This is a genomic window from Paenibacillus oleatilyticus (genome assembly GCF_018998565.1).
Classification (GTDB): Bacteria; Bacillota; Bacilli; order Paenibacillales; family NBRC-103111; genus Paenibacillus_G; species Paenibacillus_G oleatilyticus.
In genome coordinates, this window is sequence record NZ_JAHNZO010000023.1 from 1 (window position 1) to 17,795 (window position 17,795).

Annotated in this window: 19 protein-coding genes and 1 other annotated feature; of the genes, 1 reads left to right on the top strand and 18 read right to left on the bottom strand. The window is 54.6% G+C overall.

From position 1 onward, the window contains the following. The 6 genes from KQX66_RS24975 to KQX66_RS25000 form a co-directional block, all read right to left on the bottom strand. On the bottom strand, nucleotides 1-1,041 hold a 1,041-nt coding region (locus KQX66_RS24975), incomplete at its 3' end, for a LysM peptidoglycan-binding domain-containing protein (RefSeq protein WP_216795518.1). Between the two features lie 367 nt (nucleotides 1,042-1,408). Then, nucleotides 1,409-2,293: a prephenate dehydratase gene (pheA, locus tag KQX66_RS24980; RefSeq protein ID WP_216795519.1), complete on the bottom strand. Its 885-nt coding sequence runs from the start codon at nucleotides 2,291-2,293 to the stop codon at nucleotides 1,409-1,411. After that, a complete protein-coding gene (gene thrB / locus KQX66_RS24985) occupies nucleotides 2,290-3,270 on the bottom strand; it encodes a homoserine kinase (protein ID WP_216795520.1) in 981 nt (326 codons plus the stop codon). Before thrB ends, pheA begins: the two co-directional genes overlap by 4 nt. Before the next feature lie 16 nt (nucleotides 3,271-3,286). Then, a complete protein-coding gene (thrC, locus tag KQX66_RS24990) occupies nucleotides 3,287-4,348 on the bottom strand; it encodes a threonine synthase (RefSeq protein WP_063185193.1) in 1,062 nt (353 codons plus the stop codon). Nucleotides 4,349-4,353: 5 nt separating this feature from the next. Then, nucleotides 4,354-5,640, bottom strand: coding sequence for a homoserine dehydrogenase (locus KQX66_RS24995; protein WP_216795521.1), 1,287 nt, complete (start codon nucleotides 5,638-5,640; stop codon nucleotides 4,354-4,356). 54 nt (nucleotides 5,641-5,694) lie between these two features. Then, nucleotides 5,695-6,168: a transcriptional regulator ThrR gene (locus KQX66_RS25000; RefSeq protein WP_216795522.1), complete on the bottom strand. Its 474-nt coding sequence runs from the start codon at nucleotides 6,166-6,168 to the stop codon at nucleotides 5,695-5,697. 149 nt (nucleotides 6,169-6,317) lie between these two features. On the opposite strand from KQX66_RS25000, the gene KQX66_RS25005 reads away from it, so the two are divergent. After that, nucleotides 6,318-6,821: an NUDIX domain-containing protein gene (locus KQX66_RS25005; RefSeq protein WP_216795523.1), complete on the top strand. Its 504-nt coding sequence runs from the start codon at nucleotides 6,318-6,320 to the stop codon at nucleotides 6,819-6,821. 313 nt (nucleotides 6,822-7,134) lie between these two features. Here the strand turns inward: KQX66_RS25005 and KQX66_RS25010 are convergent, their stop codons facing one another. The 12 genes from KQX66_RS25010 to KQX66_RS25065 all read right to left on the bottom strand — a co-directional run bounded on the left by KQX66_RS25010 (nucleotide 7,135) and on the right by KQX66_RS25065 (nucleotide 17,792). After that, nucleotides 7,135-8,196, bottom strand: coding sequence for an anthranilate phosphoribosyltransferase (locus tag KQX66_RS25010; RefSeq protein ID WP_216795524.1), 1,062 nt, complete (start codon nucleotides 8,194-8,196; stop codon nucleotides 7,135-7,137). 380 nt (nucleotides 8,197-8,576) lie between these two features. Next, complete coding sequence (gene obgE / locus KQX66_RS25015; RefSeq protein ID WP_216795525.1) at nucleotides 8,577-9,878, bottom strand: GTPase ObgE; 1,302 nt, start codon at nucleotides 9,876-9,878, stop codon at nucleotides 8,577-8,579. 21 nt (nucleotides 9,879-9,899) lie between these two features. Continuing rightward, nucleotides 9,900-10,535 carry a Spo0B domain-containing protein gene (locus tag KQX66_RS25020; RefSeq protein WP_308647273.1) on the bottom strand — a complete coding sequence of 212 codons (636 nt, stop codon included), beginning with the start codon at nucleotides 10,533-10,535 and terminating at the stop codon, nucleotides 9,900-9,902. 165 nt (nucleotides 10,536-10,700) lie between these two features. After that, the gene (rpmA, locus tag KQX66_RS25025) at nucleotides 10,701-11,012 is read right to left on the bottom strand and encodes a 50S ribosomal protein L27 (RefSeq protein ID WP_010498641.1); all 312 of its coding nucleotides are present in this window, start codon (nucleotides 11,010-11,012) and stop codon (nucleotides 10,701-10,703) included. Between the two features lie 14 nt (nucleotides 11,013-11,026). Then, nucleotides 11,027-11,365: a ribosomal-processing cysteine protease Prp gene (locus KQX66_RS25030; RefSeq protein WP_216795527.1), complete on the bottom strand. Its 339-nt coding sequence runs from the start codon at nucleotides 11,363-11,365 to the stop codon at nucleotides 11,027-11,029. 6 nt (nucleotides 11,366-11,371) lie between these two features. Then, nucleotides 11,372-11,683 (bottom strand): 50S ribosomal protein L21, encoded by a 312-nt coding sequence (gene rplU, locus KQX66_RS25035; RefSeq protein WP_010498637.1) that lies wholly within the window; start codon nucleotides 11,681-11,683, stop codon nucleotides 11,372-11,374. An 11-nt stretch (nucleotides 11,684-11,694) separates the two neighbouring features. Then, nucleotides 11,695-11,783, bottom strand: a sequence feature (ribosomal protein L21 leader region). Between the two features lie 52 nt (nucleotides 11,784-11,835). Further along, nucleotides 11,836-13,077, bottom strand: a complete 1,242-nt coding sequence (locus tag KQX66_RS25040; protein WP_216795528.1) for an Rne/Rng family ribonuclease — start codon at nucleotides 13,075-13,077, stop codon at nucleotides 11,836-11,838. A 36-nt stretch (nucleotides 13,078-13,113) separates the two neighbouring features. Further along, entirely contained in the window at nucleotides 13,114-14,025 is a 912-nt protein-coding gene (locus KQX66_RS25045; RefSeq protein WP_216795529.1) for a site-2 protease family protein, read from the bottom strand. Next, complete coding sequence (locus KQX66_RS25050) at nucleotides 14,018-14,986, bottom strand: peptidoglycan DD-metalloendopeptidase family protein (RefSeq protein ID WP_216795530.1); 969 nt, start codon at nucleotides 14,984-14,986, stop codon at nucleotides 14,018-14,020. Before KQX66_RS25050 ends, KQX66_RS25045 begins: the two co-directional genes overlap by 8 nt. Nucleotides 14,987-15,147: 161 nt before the next feature. Next, complete coding sequence (locus KQX66_RS25055; RefSeq protein WP_216795531.1) at nucleotides 15,148-16,302, bottom strand: FtsW/RodA/SpoVE family cell cycle protein; 1,155 nt, start codon at nucleotides 16,300-16,302, stop codon at nucleotides 15,148-15,150. 7 nt (nucleotides 16,303-16,309) lie between these two features. After that, entirely contained in the window at nucleotides 16,310-17,107 is a 798-nt protein-coding gene (gene minD, locus KQX66_RS25060) for a septum site-determining protein MinD (protein WP_010498631.1), read from the bottom strand. Between the two features lie 19 nt (nucleotides 17,108-17,126). Then, nucleotides 17,127-17,792 (bottom strand): septum site-determining protein MinC, encoded by a 666-nt coding sequence (locus KQX66_RS25065; RefSeq protein WP_216795532.1) that lies wholly within the window; start codon nucleotides 17,790-17,792, stop codon nucleotides 17,127-17,129. Between the last annotated feature and the right edge of the window lie 3 nt (nucleotides 17,793-17,795).

Genomic DNA, 17,795 nt, shown 5'->3' on the forward strand with positions numbered 1-17,795 from the left:
CTGCGGCATATTTGGCTGGGCCGCAAACGGCGCTACGTTCGGCTGTGGCATATTTGGCTGAGCCGCAAACGGCGCTACGTTCGGCTGTGGCATGTTTGGCTGGGCCGCAAACGGCGCTACGTTCGGCTCTGGCATATTCGGCTGGGCCGCAAACGGCGCTACGTTCGGCTGCGGCATGTTTGGCTGGGCCGAAAACGGCGCTATGTTCGGCTGCGGCATATTCGGCTGGGCCGCAAACGGCGCTACGTTCGGCTGCGGCATATTTGGCTGCACCGCATACGGCATTACGTTCGGCTCTGGCATGTTCGGCTGGGCCGAAAACGGCGCTACGTTCGGCTGCGGCATATTCGGCTGGGCCGAGAAAGGCATTACGTTCGGCTCTGGCATATTTGGCTGTATCGAAAACGGCATCACGTTCGGCTCCGGCATATTCGGCGGATGCACCGAATATGGCTCCACGTTCGGCTGTGGAACATTCGGCTGAATCGAAAATGGCGTCACGTTCGGCTGCGCCATATTCGACAGCGGCATAACGTGCGGTATCCCCAGATTCGCGAGCGGCCCCATATGGGGCGTTTCCATCTCAGGCTGCGAACCTACATTAGGCATGCCTACGTTCGGCGCGAGCGGAAGCTCCGAGATCGGAGACGCTTCAACAGGCAGCGGAGCTTGCGGAGCAGCCGGCGGGTAAGGATTCGGATTCGAGCCCGGCTTCGGAATGTAGACGACATCTCCGGTCATCAATACGTTCGGATTTTTGAGCTGCGGGTTGGCCGCAATCATGTCCGCAAGCGGAACTCCCCACGCTTTGCCCAGCTTCCAAAGCGAGTCCCCCTGAACCACAACGTGCTTATACAAATAATCTGTTGGCGGGGGGGCTACCGGCTTCGGCGCATGAGGAATTTTCACCTTCTGCCCGACATCGATGACGTTCGGATCGGTGATTTGCGGGTTGGCCGCGATCAGCTTGTCGAGCTCGACGCCGTACTTTTGGGACAGCCCGTAGAGCGACTCGCCTTTCTTGACGATATGAATCTTCACTGCGTAAACCTCCTTCAGTTGTGCGGAAGTCGTTCTGACTTAAGAAAACCGCTTGATTTCCGGCCCGGAACCGGCTACGTGAAGCCCGCTGGCGCTCCGGAACAAAATGACATTACAGTTTATGCAGCAAAGTAGGCATTTGACCATCCGAATCGAAAAAAATGGTACGAAACCACAGTATCTCCTGCTATCCACGATAGAGCGCGATTCCCCTGTATCTAGTCAAAACTTCAAAAAAAAGAAACCTGCCGCAGGCAGATTTCCTCAAAATTACCAGTTAATCGCAAAAATCGACGCTCTCGCCGAAATTTCGCATTCTTTTTGCTGCCGTATTCGCCGTTTAAATAAACGACCTGTACCATACGGACTAGACTTTTGCCGTTTCGTTTCCGTAAGAAAACGTAGGGTAGCAGCCCATGAGCCGAACTTGGCAACCGATGGCCTCAATTTCTTGCAGAGCCGCAGGAAGCAGCACGGAATCCATCGAAGCCTCAATATCGATATAAAAATAATAGCTTCCCAGCTTTTTCTTTGTCGGGCGCGACTCAATTTTGGACAAGTTGATGCGCCTCCATGCAAACGCCGAGAGCACCTGATGCAGCGCCCCCGGAAAATCTTCCGGCAGCGTGACCAGGATGGTCGTTTTCCGGTCGGCCGTCTCTTTGAGCTGCGGCTTCTCGTGACCGATCAGCACGAAGCGCGTGAAATTGTTCTGATGGTCCTGCACGCCCGCCGCCAGCGTCTCCAGCCCGTACAATGCCCCGGCGCCGAGCGGCGCAAGCGCAGCTGCGGCAGGATCGCCAAGCTCTCTGACCATGCGTGCCGCTTCGCCGTTGCTGCCGACAGGCTCCAGCTCCACATCGGGCAAGTGCGTACGCAGAAACTGCTGGCATTGCGCCAGCGTTACCCCGTGAGAATAAATTTTGCGGATCGCTCCGCAAGCCGCCTCCAGCTCGTCCGAACCACCCGGTCCGCCGGGCAAACGCAGCAGATTGATCGAAATGGGATATACCCACTCCGCCTGAATCGGCAGGTCCACATTGTGCACGAGCCAGTCTACATGCAGGCTGACAGAGCCTTCGAACGTATTTTCGATCGGAATCACGCTGTAATCGGTCACACCGTTTACCGTCGATTCGAACACATCCGCAATCAATTTGTAATTTACATAGTCAAAAGCGTCCCGACCAAGATAATGATGTGCGGATTCTTCGGTGTACGTTCCAGGTCCGAGGAGCGATATTCGCTTCATGCCCGGTTCTCTCCCTTTATCATTTCAAATAGTGTACGTCCGTCGTCCGCAGAGGTCAATCGGTGCGCCTGAACCCCCGCTCTGTCGGGACTCAGCCACATCGTCGAAGCCTCGATCCCTTCTTCCTTCAACGTTCCCCGCATGAACGCCTCAAGCTCCGCCTTCCGGGTGCTGCGTCGGTCGACGAGCGCCAGCATCGTCGGACCCGCGCCGCTAAGTGCGACGCCGAGCGCGCCGTGGTCCGTCGCTTCGGCGAGGATCTTGGCCAGCCCGGGCACGAGCGGAGCCCGGTAAGGCTGATGCAGCGCGTCCTTCATCGCGCGCGCGATCATGTCGAGCCGCCCGGTGCACAGGGCGGCTACCAGCACCGACGAATGGCCGACGTTGAAGACGGCGTTCTCGAGGCTCTGCTCACGCGGCAGCACCCCGCGAGCTTTGTCCGTCGACAGCTGGAAGTGCGGGATCGCCACCAGCACTTCCAGCTGTTCGTGCGGCTCGATGCGGATATGCTCCGCCCGCTTGCCATCCCAGAAAGCGACGACGATGCCGCCAAACAGCGAGGCTCCGACATTGTCGGGATGCTGTTCCAGCTCCGTCGCCATTTGAAACAAATCGTCGTCGGTAAACGGACGATCGATCAGCGCGTTAGCCGCAGCCAGCGCGCCGACAATGGCCGAAGCGCTGCTGCCGAGGCCGCGCGTCAACGGAATGTCGCTGTACATCGCAATGTACAGCTCCGGATGACGGACACCGGCCCGTTCGAACACCATTTGGGCTACTTTGTAAATGAGATTGCTTTTATCCGCAGGCACACCGTTCATCTGGTCGCCAAAAAGCTCAATCTGCGTTGTCTCGGCAAGCCCCATTTCAATCCAAGCATACAAATTCAGTGCCATTCCCAGCGTATCGAAGCCGGGGCCGAGGTTGGCCGTGCTGGCCGGCACCTTGACGCGCACTCTCCTGCTGCCGTTTTCCATAGTTACCGCGACGCCCCTAACCTTCGAGCTTGCGGATCGCTTCCATGACCGCTTCTTCGGAGTCTTGCACGACCATCGGTTCTGCGCTGACGCTCTTGATGGCGATGTTCGGATCTTTAAGACCGTGTCCCGTCAGCACGCAGACGACGGATTGGCCCTTCTCGAAGTAACCTTCGCTCTTCAGCTTCATGACGCCTGCGATCGACGCCGCCGAGGCCGGTTCGGCAAAGATCCCTTCGCGCGCGGCAATCGTCTTGTAAGCATGCAAGATCTGCTCGTCCGTCACAAAATTGATTTGACCGCCGGAATCTTTAGCTGCCGCCTCCGCACCTTTCCAAGTGGCCGGGTTGCCGATGCGGATCGCCGTCGCGATCGTTTCCGGGTTCGGGATCGGTTCGCCGCGCACGATAGCCGCCGCGCCCTCGGCTTCGAAGCCGATCATTTTTGGCAGCGACTTCGATTTGCCGTTCTCGTAGTACTCCTTGAATCCTTTCCAATAAGCGGTAATGTTGCCCGCATTGCCAACTGGAATCGCGAGATAGTCCGGCGCTTTGCCAAGCTGATCGCATACCTCGAACGCTGCCGTCTTTTGGCCCTCGATCCGGAACGGATTGACGGAGTTTACCAGCGTGATCGGGTGCTTGGCCGTAATTTCGCGTACGATCTCAAGCGCACGGTCGAAGTTTCCTTCAATGGCGATGACCTTGGCGCCGTAAATAATCGCTTGAGCCAGCTTGCCGAGCGCGATGTTGTTGTTCGGAATAAGCACGATGCAGTTCAGCCCGCCGCGCGCCGCATAAGCGGCTGCCGCCGCCGACGTATTGCCTGTGGAGGCGCACATAATCGTGCGGCTGCCCTCTTCCATCGCCTTGGCAACGGCCATCACCATCCCGCGGTCTTTGAACGAGCCGGTCGGGTTCAAGCCCTCATATTTGAAATAAATGTCGAGGTCGAGCTCGTTCGACAAATTTTCCGCGCGGACGAGCGGCGTATTGCCTTCCTGCAGGGTGAGCAGCGGCGTGTTGTCGTTCACCGGCAAATATTGTTTATAGGTCTGCAGCAATCCCATGTATCTCATTTCGATTAGCCCTCCACTCGGTATACGCTTTTGATCGCATGAACGACGTCCATAGCTTCGAATTGTTTCAGCACCTTGTTCATCGCCGCCTTGTTGGCGTCGTGCGTGATAATGATGATTTCGGCAAGCGGGTTTGTTGCATTCGGGTGCTGTAGAACCGATTCCAGGCTAACCCCGTGCTCGGCGAACACTTGCGTGATTTGGGACAGCACGCCCGCTTTGTCGGCAACGTGCAGCAGGATGAAATTTTTGGAAGCGATCTGCTCGTCGGTTTTCAGCTTCTTCTCTTTGTACGGGATGAACCCGCGGCGGCCGTTGACGCCAAGATTCAGGTTGCGGACGACAGCGACAAGGTCGGCCACAACCGACGTTGCCGTCGGCATCTCGCCCGCGCCGGGACCGTAAAACATCGTCTCGCCTACCGCTTCGCCATACACGTAGACGGCGTTGAACACTCCGTTGACGGACGCCAGCGGATGCGACGTTTTCACCATCGTCGGTTGAACGCTGATGCTAATATGCTCGTCCTGACGCTCGGCGATGCCGAGCAGTTTCACTTCGTAACCCAAACGTTTGCCGTACGTAATATCCTCTTTGGTTACGCCGGAGATGCCCTTCACTTCCACATCCGCCAGCGCGACGTTAGCGTGAAAGCCGAGCGTGCCGAGAATCGTCATTTTCCGCGCGGCATCAAAGCCCTCGACGTCGGAGGTCGGATCAGCTTCGGCGTAGCCGAGCTCCTGCGCTTCCTTCAGCACATCGGCGTAAGCCGCGCCTTCCTTGCTCATTTTCGTCAAAATATAATTGGTCGTTCCGTTGACGATACCCATAATCTTCGTGATCCGGTCGGAAGAAAAGCCTTCGATCAACGTGCGGATGATCGGAATACCGCCGGCTACGCTCGCTTCGTAGAAGACGTCGCAGCCTTTCTCGGCAGCCTTCGCCAAAATTTCCGGACCGTGCAGCGCCATCAGGTCTTTGTTTGCCGTAACTATGTGCTTGCCGCGCTCCAGCGCGCCAAGCATCAGCTGCTTCGTCAGCTCGATACCGCCCATCACTTCGACGATGACGTCGATCTCCGGATTCTCGATGACATCCCAGGGATTTTCCGTCAGCATATCCGGCGATACGTTGATACTGCGGGCTTTATTTTTGTCCTGCACCAAAATTTTAGCGATTTCGATCGGCGAGCCCGATTGGCTCATCAGATCGTGCTGATGTCCTTCCACGATGCGAACGACCCCGGTACCGACCGTACCGAGACCGAGTAATCCAACTTTGACCGGTTTCATAGGGTTCCTCCTGATTGTAGTAGTGCATAAAGTAGATGGTCCCAAAAATTAGTTCTAGCCTTGCCCCACCAAAGCGGCCCGGCTTACCCCTTCCTGGCTGCGCAGCTTGTCGAGCAGCGAGGCGACGGTCTCGCCCATCATGGACGTTTCCACCGAGATGACAACATTGGCTACGCCTTGCAGCGGGATCGTCTGGTGAATCGTCAGCACGTTGCCCTCAAGGCCGGCAATCATCGCAAGCACCCGGGACAAAATCGCCGGCCGATGCTCCAAATCCATCGAGATCGTTACGATCCGCTCCCGTTCGAGCTTGCTGAGCGGGAAAATCCCGTCCTTATACTTGTAAAAAGCGCTTCGGCTCAGCTCCACCTGCTCCACCGCTTCGTGAATGGTCTTCACTTCTCCGCGGGCCAGCAGCTCTTTGGCCTGCACCGTCTTAATCAGCGCCTCGGGCAGTATATCTTCACGCACCAAAAAGTAGCGCTCCGTCCCGATTCGGTTATCCTGAACGGCTTGTTTTTCCGGCACTGTAACAGTCCTCTCTAAAAAGACGATTGTTTTTACCTAGTGGACATTATATCGCAAAGCGAAGACTTCCCGCAATAGGCTTTTTTCGATAGTTTGTGATAAAGTGGTATTCAGCAAATCCGCGTTAAGCACAAAGGAGAGGACGAAGCTTGATACGAGCGCGTTTGATGGCTACGGCGATCTTATTTCACGGAAACGATATGCTGATGATGAAACGCTCCCCCAACCGGACGCTATCCCCCGGCTTATGGGCATCTGTGGGCGGACATATGGAGCCGCACGAAATCGGCGACCCGGCGGCGGCGGTACTTCGGGAAATTTATGAGGAAACCGGACTGCTGGCGGAGCATATCGCGAATCTGCGGCTGCAGTACATCTTAATACGCCTTAACCAACAGGAAGTGCGCCAGCAGTTTATCTACACGGCCGAAACCTTGAAAAGGGACGTCGGCTCGACCGACGAGGGGGAGCTGCATTGGATTCCGCGCCATCAAGTGCTACACCGCGAGATCCCGTTTATTTTCCGCAAGCTGCTGGAGCATTATTTTACCGAAGGGCCGAATCCCCACGTTTGGGTCGGAACGGCGGGCTATGACGAAGATGGTAATTCTACCGTGCATTGGACGCAGCTCATCGACCCGCAGCAAATCTGATCTTCTCCCCGTATGTCAAAAACAAAGAGGGCGCCCTAGATGAGCGCCCTCAGATTGTTGAGAAAGTGGTTCTGACTGAAATAGAGAAACATACGTAGGTGGGGAGAAGCAATAGCGGCCGCCTTTGTCTGCGGGAAATACCCGCTGTTAAGCGGCTTCAATTAAAATTTCCCGCTGACAAGAGCGGTCGGAAGTGGATACCCCACCACCTCGTAAACCCTATTACCTCAATTACTCACTTTCTCAACAAGCTCAGGGCGCCCTAGATGAGCGCCCTTCCCTTCAACCATATCGCTTTTGCAGCCCGCGTCCATCAGCCGCTCATTTTCTTCCGTGACAGCTTTCCGCTCTGGCCGATACCGCTGAGCTCACGCCATTTGACCAGCAGTTTATACGCTTCTTTGCGCTGCAATAAGGAGCGGGCCAGCTGGAAGCCTTCTTCATACGATCCGACCTTGTCAAACCAATACAATCGCAGCCCGGCGTTAAAAACGACATGCTCCCGCTCGTTGTGCAGTTCCGGTGCTTCTTCTCCTTGTATGATGCGCTCCAGAAGCTCAAGCTGGCGTTCTTTGCCGCATTTCTCCAAAGGAGCTCCATGAAAGCCAAATGTCCCGGGATCGATCGTGGTTGCCTCATCGCCCCATGGGGTCACCTTACGAATCGAGCTACTTTTATGAAGCGGCAAATCTTCCGTACCTTCTATTCCCTGTATAAGGTAAGCCGTTTCCACTCCGGATTTCGGCAGCAGCTTCAGCAGCCGCTCCATCGCCGTCTTATGACGAACCCCTAGGATGATAAATTGCGAGTGAACCGGATTCATGGCCTGCTCGACCGTATCCAGCAAGGTCCTCAAGCCGACTTCCTCCCGAACCGGGCGCACGCGGCCGAATGGCAGACACATGAGCTCCGTCCAAATAAAGCCGATACCGAGCTGCAAAAATACCGCTTCCCATTCTCTCGCCCCAAGCACAATTTGAAGCCCGAGTCCCTCCAGAAGCGATTTCATCGATTGCCCTGTTCGCGGGGAAAACGATTCGCCGCCGTGCAGCACCTGAGGAAAGCCGACGGAGGCCAGCAGCAGACTGACCGGAATCGTCAACGGAAAGCACGATCGTCCGTTATGCGGACCAGCGGAGTTAAGCGAATGAGAGAACGAACGATAGGGCAAGGAATATTTGCGGAAAACATCGATGAACCCCGTCATCTCCTCTTCCGTTTCTCCTCTCATCCGCATCGCCATCAGAAATGCGGCCGTTTGCGCATCCGTCGAGTCGCCGCGCGCAATGGCGTGAGCTGCAGCTACCGCTTCGTCATAGCTCAAGTTCCGGGTCCCGGGCTTCCGGCTCCCTACCGCTTTGATCCACTCCTTCAAGACGGAACCACCTCCTGAAAATATCAACCTTCGGCATGCGAAAGGCTAAGGGGTATAAGACGGCCTAAGGACGAGAACGAAAGCATACAGATACTGAGGGCCGTCTAATGATCCGACTCCCCAACCGGCATATTAAATGTTACTTTTGTTGACATATATTAAGATAACGATTGAGAACCAAGCGTTTCCGCAAAATAAAACGTCATAAAAGCACAATTCAATGTAATATTTCATTACACTAATTTACTATACAATTCAAAAGAAAAAAGTTCAACACTATTTTTTTATCGATCCATTCGTATCCCCCCTCCAAAATTAATCAACAAAAAAACACCAACCTCACATGTTTATCACACGTTCGATTGATGCTTTCCGTTGTTCTATTCCTGTTCAACGAACTCAAATTCAAAATCCCCAATGCGAATCGTCTGGCCGTCCTTCGCCCCGCGTTCGCGCAGCGCTTGATCGACGCCCTTCTTCCGCAAAATGCGCGCAAACCGCATGACCGATTCATGGGTGCTGAAGTTGGTCCGCTTGATCAGCTTCTCAATGCTTGGGCTATCGACAACAAAGACATCGTTTTCCCGGCGAATCGTGAAGTCCTCGTCTTCCTCGGTCTCCAGGCGGTACACCTTACGCTCCGACAATTCGACCAGTTCTTCCACCATCGGCATTTCCGGAATGGTCTCCAGCTTATCGGCGACTTTGTACAATAGCTCTTGCACACCGGTCCGGGAAAGGGCGGAAATCGGATAAATGTCCAATTCTTTGCCGATTTCGGCAAGCTTGCCCTTAAATTCGACAAGCTGCTCCTCCGCATCGGGCATATCCATCTTATTGGCAGCAACGATCTGCGGCCGTTCTTCCAGCTTCGCGTTATAAAGCTTCAGCTCGTCGTTAATTTTGACCCAGTCTTCAAACGGATCGCGACCCTCGGTTGCCGCCATGTCCACCACGTGGACAATGATCCGCGTCCGCTCGACGTGCCGCAAAAACTCGTGACCCAGTCCTACTCCCTCATGAGCTCCTTCGATCAAACCCGGCAAATCCGCCATGACGAAGCTGCGGCCGTCGCCTACATCGACCACACCGAGATTCGGAGTCAACGTCGTAAAGTGATACGCCCCGATCTTCGGCTTGGCGCCGGATACGACGGACAACAGCGTCGATTTTCCTACGCTCGGAAAGCCGACCAGACCGACGTCCGCCATGACCTTCAGTTCAAGCACCACCCAACGTTCGACGCCTTCTTCCCCGTTCTCGGCAATTTCCGGAGCCGGGTTGTTCGGTGTCGCAAACCGGGTGTTGCCGCGGCCTCCCCGTCCGCCCTTAGCCACAACGACTTGCTGGCCGTGACGCGTCAGGTCGGCAATGATCTCCTGCGTATCGTCGTCGATGACGACCGTTCCTGGCGGGACCCGCACGATCATATCATCCGCATTCGCACCGTGCTGGCTTTTATTGCGGCCCTTTTCGCCGCGCTGCGCTTTAAAATGCTTCTGGTAGCGAAAATCAACCAGCGTGCGCAATCCTTCGTCCACGCGGAAAATGACATCGCCGCCATCCCCGCCGTCGCCTCCGGCCGGTCCTCCTTCGGGAACGTACTTCTCCCGCCGGAAAGCAACCAGACCGTCGCCTCCGTCACCGCCTTTAACATAAATCTTCGCCTTGTCTACAAACATCAGGTTCACCCTCTTTATGTATCAATGCCGGTAGGACCACCATAACGTCCACACAGCCGTATGTTCGCCGTAATACGTTTCCAAGCTTTCGTGTATTTCTTTAAGCGATCTTTCTTTACGCTGCAGCCGCTGTGCCGCATATTTCCCTTCGTAACGGGCCGTTAGCTTCAATCGGTCTTTCATTCTGGCCAATCGCAATTCCAGAACATTCTCTTCGTCTTTGGAATCGCCGGCTTCTTCCCTGAAACAAGCGAGCATCGCCATTATGGCATCGACTGCTTCCTGTGGCTGAGCAAGATCCTGAAGATGAATTTCTTCTTCCAGCGCCATTTCCAGACGCAGTTCTTTAACCTCTGCCTGAAACGCAAGCAAATGCACGACTAAGGAAGGAACCCCAAGCTTGGACACATGGCTCTCCTGCCTGACCTTCTCTTTTATTTTCTCCATTAACGGAAGCAATTTATCATACTTTTTCAACTGCACGTAGCCCATCAAAATTTGGATATCGTTCATCCAGTCATGCCGGTAATGATTGAATAACCGAAGCAAACGAACGTCCGAATCCGGCCCATCGAGCAAGGCCCCTAACGCCGTCGCCGGCTTTGCCGCATCGTAAAATTGTACATCGTTGGTACGACCTTGTGCGTTCGACGTCACGCTTACCCTCTCCGTTCCGGTTCGTCCTTTATCCTCCCAGTATAGCACGCTGTGCGGCAAAATTCACGGTATCCCTCCATGAACTTACCAAAATATTCCGGATTTAACTAAGAAAAAACCCCGGCGAGCATCGTTCGCCAGGGGTTTGGACGTTGATGATGGGAATTAAACTTCCACTGCTGCGGCTACAGGAGCAGCCGACACAGGGTAGACGCTCACTTTCTTACGATCGCGGCCTAAACGTTCGAACTTCACAACGCCTTCAACCTTAGCAAAAAGCGTGTCGTCCGAGCCGATTCCCACGTTGTTGCCCGGGTGAATTTTCGTTCCGCGTTGACGAACGAGGATGCTTCCTGCCGTCACTTTTTGACCGTCGGCACGCTTAACGCCAAGGCGCTTCGCAATACTGTCACGGCCGTTCTTCGTGGAACCTACACCCTTTTTGGATGCGAACAACTGAAGATTCAATTGCAACATGTCTGTCTACCTCCTTACTCGAATGATGATGTATCTTGCATCGCTATATATGCACCATACGATTGTTCAATAGATCTCAGCATGACAACCATGCTTTCCAGCAGCAGCTGTACTTTTTCGTCGATGTCTGCCTTGAGCTCCGCCGGAATCTTGACTTGAAGCAGCCCGTGCTTCATGCGCGTTCCAAGCTGAATTCCCGTCAGCGTTTCGACGGCGTTTACCGTTCCTACGGTTACGGCAGAGACGCCGGCACAGACAATGTCCTTGCCCGATTCGTCGTATTGCGCATGTCCGTCCACGGTAAAACGTTCAATTCGCCTGCCCGGCCCCCGTGTTATCGCGACCCGAATCATGGCTTCTTACGCTTGGATCTTTTCGATCACAACTTTAGTGTAAGGCTGACGATGGCCTTGCTTGCGGCGATAGTTTTTCTTCGCTTTGTATTTGTAAACGATGATTTTCTCGCCTTTGCCATGCTTTTCAACTTTACCCGATACGGAAGCGCCGGAAACGACCGGAGCGCCTACCACCAAACCGTTAGCGCCGGATACGGCCAATACGCGGTCAAACGTTACCGCTTCGCCTTCGCCTGCTTCGAGTTTTTCGATGTAAAGAACATCGCCCTCTTGGACTTTGTACTGTTTACCACCAGTTTCAATAATTGCGTACATTGTTGCACCTCCTCATGTCTCAGACTCGCCTAAAGCCAGGTGGTTTGTCCGAGCCGGACAAACGCTTGATACAACCCGCTTCGCGCGGTTACAGCATGCTATAGCAACATACCAAGATATATTATCATAAAACGTAGGCAATATGCAACACTTTATTGACTATAGTCAACAAAACCGCTACCTCCGCAAGTCGGACACGACTTCAGAGCCGCCGCCTCTTTGCTGTCCCGCACTTTTTTGCGCGTCAACTCCACCAGCCCGAGCTTTGTCCAGCCGACAACGACCGTTTTCGTCCGGTCCTTCTTCGTTTCCTGAATCACCTCCTCGAGCACCTGCTGGCGTGAGCTTTCCGTTTCCATATCGATGAAGTCGATAATGATCAGTCCGCCGATATCGCGCAGCCGCAGCAATCTCGCAATCTCTCTGGCCGCTTCGAGGTTCGTGTCGAACACCGTCTGCTCCAGATCAATCGAGCCCGTGTACTTGCCCGTATTGACGTCAAAGACGGTCAGCGCCTCCGTCCGGTCTACGATCAAATACCCGCCGTTGTCCAGCCAAACCTTGCGTCTGAGTCCTTGCTCGAGCTGCTTCTCCACCCCGTATTCCGCAATCGGATCGGTATGAGGGCGAAGCTTGACCCGATCGGCAAGTGCTTCGGAACGAGGGGAGGCAATAAGCCCGCGCACCTCCTTCAGCATCTGTTCAGAGCCTACGACCAGCTCTTGCACATCGTCGCGGAACAAATCGCGAAGCAAACGCGGAAGCATTTCCAGATCGCTGTAAATTTTACGCGGTACGTCTCCGTCCGATCGGGACATTTTCTCCAGCTGCTGCCAACGGATGCGAAGCTCCTCAAGATTGGCCGCCAGCGCCTCTTCGGGCTCTCCGAGGGCTGCCGTACGCACGATGAAGCCTTCCCCGGGCCGCAGATGGCGCTCCGCCATCCGTTTCAACCGGTCGCGGTCGGCGGCGCTGTCGATTTTGCGGGATACGCCGATGTAATCGGCGAACGGCATATAGACGCCGAAACGGCCCGGAAGCGAGAAATGCGTCGTCACGCGAGCTCCCTTGGTGCCGACAGGCTCCTTGACGACCTGGACCATAATTTGCTGTCCCACTTTGACCAAATCATGAATGGGCGGCTTTTCCTTCGGCTGCTTATCCATATGAGCCGGCAGCAGATCGTCAATATATAAAAACCCGTTTCGCTCCAGCCCGATATCGACAAAAGCCGACTGCATTCCCTGCAGCACCCGAACCACGCGCCCGATGTATATGTTTCCGGCCAATTGCCCCTGATTTCGCTCACCCTTGTAATATTCCACGAGCTTGCCGTTCTCCTGGACGGCCACCTCGGTATGCTCTTCGTCGCGTTTCACCAATATACGTTTCATGTGCAGCAACACCTCGGCCCTATTGTACCACATTCTTTAGGCGAAAAGCTCGGCAAGCGACTTTCCTCTTTTTGTTTCGTCAAAGTAATGAGCGAGCACCGCGCGCTCGGGAACGACATAGCGGATGCGCCCTTTGTCGTCCAGCACATAAACCAAATGATACCGGTCGCGCATAAACAACCGGACCACCTCGGTCACTTTGCGGTTTCCGGGCACCACGATCGGTCCGGCAAGCTCTCCTGTTCCATCTCTTATATTCTTGAACTGCGCTTCCCGATGCACCAGAAAACGCATGAAGCGGTAAGGCGCGCTGCGCCATTCGTACCAATTGGAATAGAGCAAAAACAGTCCGATCATCAGCCAATTGAGCTGAATGCCGCCTTTTTCCGAGAGCAAGTGCACACAGGCGGCGCCGATCAACAGCGCGCTTAGGAGCAGGCTGACCCCGGCTGTCACCTGTATCGTTCGTTGATAAGGAAGCCACAGCCCGACCAGAACCTGCATAACCTTGCCTCCGTCCAGCGGCAGCACCGGAAGGAGATTGAACAAGGCGATCAGCAGATTCGCCTGTACGAAATAGGGGCCCCATGGCTCGGAAAACAGACCGACCGCAGTCAAAAAGGAGCCAACCGCCATCATCCAGACGTTCTGCAGCGGTCCGGCCAGAGCGACGACAAGCTCTTGAACGGCAGGAACGCCGCCGGGCTCCTCCATCGAAGCGACGCCCCCGAAGGGCAGCAGATGCACTTCCCTGATCCGCCAGCCGAAGCTGCGGGCAGCCGCGACGTGCCCAAGCTCGTGAATGAGAACGATTCCGAACAGCGTTGCCGTTTCAATAAAATATCCCGTCCATACGGATAGCAGCAGCAGGATCGAAAACAGCGGATGAAACCGGTAGCGGATGCCAAACCATTCATTCCACGGCCTGCCTCTCCTCGGTCTAATCAAATGAAATCACGTCCATCGGATTGACAGGCTTACCGTTCTTCGAAACGGCAAAAAAGAGCGTCCCCGCTCCCTGCCCCCCTGCGGGTTCCGCTACCGTACCAATCGACTCTCCTCCTTTAAACCAATCGCCTGTCTGCACCTTTCCCGGCTCCAAATGCCCGTATATCGACTCCATACCGTCTGCATGCCGAAGCACCACGGCAAATCCGATATCGTCTTTCGGACCGGCAAACGTGACCAGCCCCGTATCGATAGTCGCCACGGGCGAACCCGCCGCCGCTTCTACAAGAACCCCGCCCTGTACCGGCGTAAACGGAGCAATGAGCTTTCCGGCGACGGGCGGAAAGTAGTGCTTCGATACAATAGCGACCTTCTGAGCCTCCGTGTGCTTCGCAGGGTTCATTGCCGGAAGAAACGAGGGTGCGCTGCCGAACTTGCTCTCGTACCATGAGGCAAGCGCGACCATATCGAACGACTCGGTTAAAGCGGCGGTTACCCATTGCTTGCCCTTGTTGGCCCAAGGACGGTCGAGAAGAAACATGCCCCATACGGCAGCAAACAGCATCCCGCTAATCAGCAGCCGGACCGCAAGCCGTCCGGTGCGGGGGCCCGGACGAAAAAACGATCCTCCGTCGTCCTTCCGGCCCATGCGTGACAGTTCCCGCTGCCATTTGCGGTTCCATTCCTCCTCCGGATCAGCGGGAACGTATAAGTCCGGCCCCGGCGATCCCTCTTGGCGGGAATAAGGCCCGGGCAATCCGCGCGGGTCGTCGGACCGGAATCTCCATTCGCCCTCTATGCCCAGGCTATCCCGATCCCATTCCCATTCGCGAATTTCTCCTCCGGGCGGAAATTCGATGTGCGCATATTCCGTGTTTCTGTCTGGTCGGCGGCTTCCGCCTTCCTGCAGCTTGCGTATTTTTTCGGACCGGCGTTCCCGGACGTTTTTTCTCGTTTCCATCCCCGTGCCCCTCCCGCATTCAAGCTATACTCCATCCTATGAGCTTGTACCCGTAAATATACGGACAAGGAGCAGGAACGAACGGATTCAGTGCCTCTGCAAGCTATATACAAAAAAGCACCCTTCGGCGGGTGCTTCACTTGGCTTCGTATCATTTTTGTTCATTCGTCCTCAAGCAGCTTGTCATCGTGCAGCCGCACGCTCATGACGAGTCCCATCGCAATCATGTTGATCAGCAGCGAGGTTCCCCCGTAACTGATGAACGGCAGCGTTATACCGGTCACGGGCATGATGCCGATCCACATGCTAATGTTTTCAAAAATTTGGAAAACCATCATCGAGACGATACCGATAATAATGTAGGTACCGGCGAGGTGGTTGCAATAAATCGAGATAAGAATCATGCGGTAAATCAATACAAAATACAGCAGCAGCAAAACGGAAGCTCCGACAAAACCGAACTCTTCGCCGACAACTACGAATATTGCATCCGTGTAAACGACAGGAATCCGGTTGCTGTGAACGGAAGATCCGTTCAAAAACCCTTCCCCGATCAGCGAGCCTGAGCCGATGGCGCGGATGGCATTGTTCACCTGCCATTTATCGTCCTTGCTGGCCGTTTCCGGACTAATAAACGTATTGATGCGGTCCATCCAGTGGGTCGGCCATTTTTTGGCCTGGAAGAACTGCTGAATATCCGTATGATAATGCTGAAACAAATATAGAAACAAATAGGCAGCCCCGGCAATAACCAGTGCCCCGATCAGCAAATAGCTTAGCCTCATGTTGCCGATCCAGTACATTCCGCACAAGATGACAACCAAAATCATCGCATTTCCAAGGTCCGGCTGGACCGCGACCAGAACAACGGGGAAGAACGTAATCAAGCCGACGGGAACGACATCCCGAAGCAGCTCAAGCGGTTCCCCTTTGCGCCTGGCAATGAACATCGCCAAGGTGAGAATCAAAATAATTTTGAATAACTCCACAGGCTGAAAGTCAAGCTTGACGACCGGAAGGGAAAACCAGCCTCTCGCCCCGCCGATCTTTTCGCCGAATAGTAGAACGGCAATGAGAAGAAATACGCCGAATCCGTATAAATAAAAGGAGACTTTGGTAAGTATCCTGTAGTCGATCAAGGTCGTAACCAAAAAAGCAATAATGGATACGATGTAAATCACGATTATTTTTTTCGGTTCAAACGTAATGACTCTTGAGTTTAGCGTCGCGCTGTACACGAGCATCGTGCTGATGACCATGAAGGCGAGAAGTATGACTACGATGGGCACATCGATTTTTTTCAGCTTGTGCAGCACCTGACGTTCATCCTATTCCGAGAAACTTTTTCATTTTATTCAATACCCCGGTCTTCTCTTCCATGGGCATCAGCGGCACCGAATCGCCAAGCATCCGCCGGGCGATATTGCGGTAAGCGATCGCTGCGCGCGAATTCGGATTCATCACGGTAGGCTCTCCGATATTCGCCGCTTTAATGACATACTCGTCATCCGGAACGATGCCAAGCAAATCGATGGCAAGGACAGAGCAAATTTCGTCGATATCGAGCATCTCGCCTTTTTTGACCATGTTCGGACGAATGCGGTTGATCACGAGCTTCGGCGACTCGACGTTCGGCTCTTTTTCCAAAAGACCGATGATGCGGTCGGCATCCCGTACGGCGGCGTTTTCCGGCGTCGTGACGACGATCGCTTTGTCTGCGCCCGCTACCGCATTCTTGAAGCCCTGCTCGATGCCGGCCGGACAATCAATAATCACAAAGTCGAAATCACGCTTGAGCTCAACCACAATTTGCCGAACCGATTCCGGCGAAATCGCGTGCTTGTCTTTCGTCTGGGCAGCCGGCAGCATGTACAGCTCGTCGAAGCGCTTATCCTTCACAAGCGCTTGCGGCAGTCGGCACCGTCCTTCGGCGACATCGATCAAGTCGTATATAATGCGGTTTTCAAGGCCCATCACGACGTCCAAGTTGCGGAGACCGATGTCCGTATCAACCATGACGACCTTTTTTCCCTGCAGCGCCAAAGCCGTTCCGATATTCGCGGACGTCGTCGTTTTGCCGACGCCCCCTTTGCCGGACGTGATAACGATTGCCTCTCCCATAGGTCCCACTCCTTTACCATCAAGCGTGTACATTCAAGCCGAATTTGTGCAAATGATGGATTTTGTCGATTTCCATTTTGCCGTCCTTCACGTAGGCAAATTCCATATACGTATCGAAAGCGTCCCCAAGACCCCATTCGTCGGGAGGACGGCTTATGATTCCCGCGATGCGAAGCTGCGTCGGCCTCATGTGCGAAGCGGCGATAACGGACCTTTCGTCTCCATCGACCCCCGCATGCGCCATGCCGCGAAGCGAGCCCATCACATATATGCTGCCCGAGCTGATAATAGCTCCGCCCGGGTTAATGTCCCCTAAATATAAAATGTCGCCCTCGTGCGAAAACGTCTGTCCCGAACGGACGATTCCCCGAACGATTTTTACGTCCGGAGTCCCTTGCGGCGCTCGCTCGTACGAAGGATCTGCCGTCTCTACGGATTGGACAAGCAGGTTGCCCTTTTGGCTGATGATGCTGCGCACCAGCTCCCGCTGCTCTTCGGTCACCGCCCGGTTACCGAGCTTAACGTGCACATGAATAATCGGGCCGGTTAAAATTTGCTGGTGCGTTTTCTCCAGCTTATGTCTCAGCTCGGCGACCACGTCGGAAAACTCGCACGTGTCATCGAGCAAAAACACCAATCCGTCCTTCACACCTTTGATCGTCACATGATGTTTAGCTGCCGCCATAAC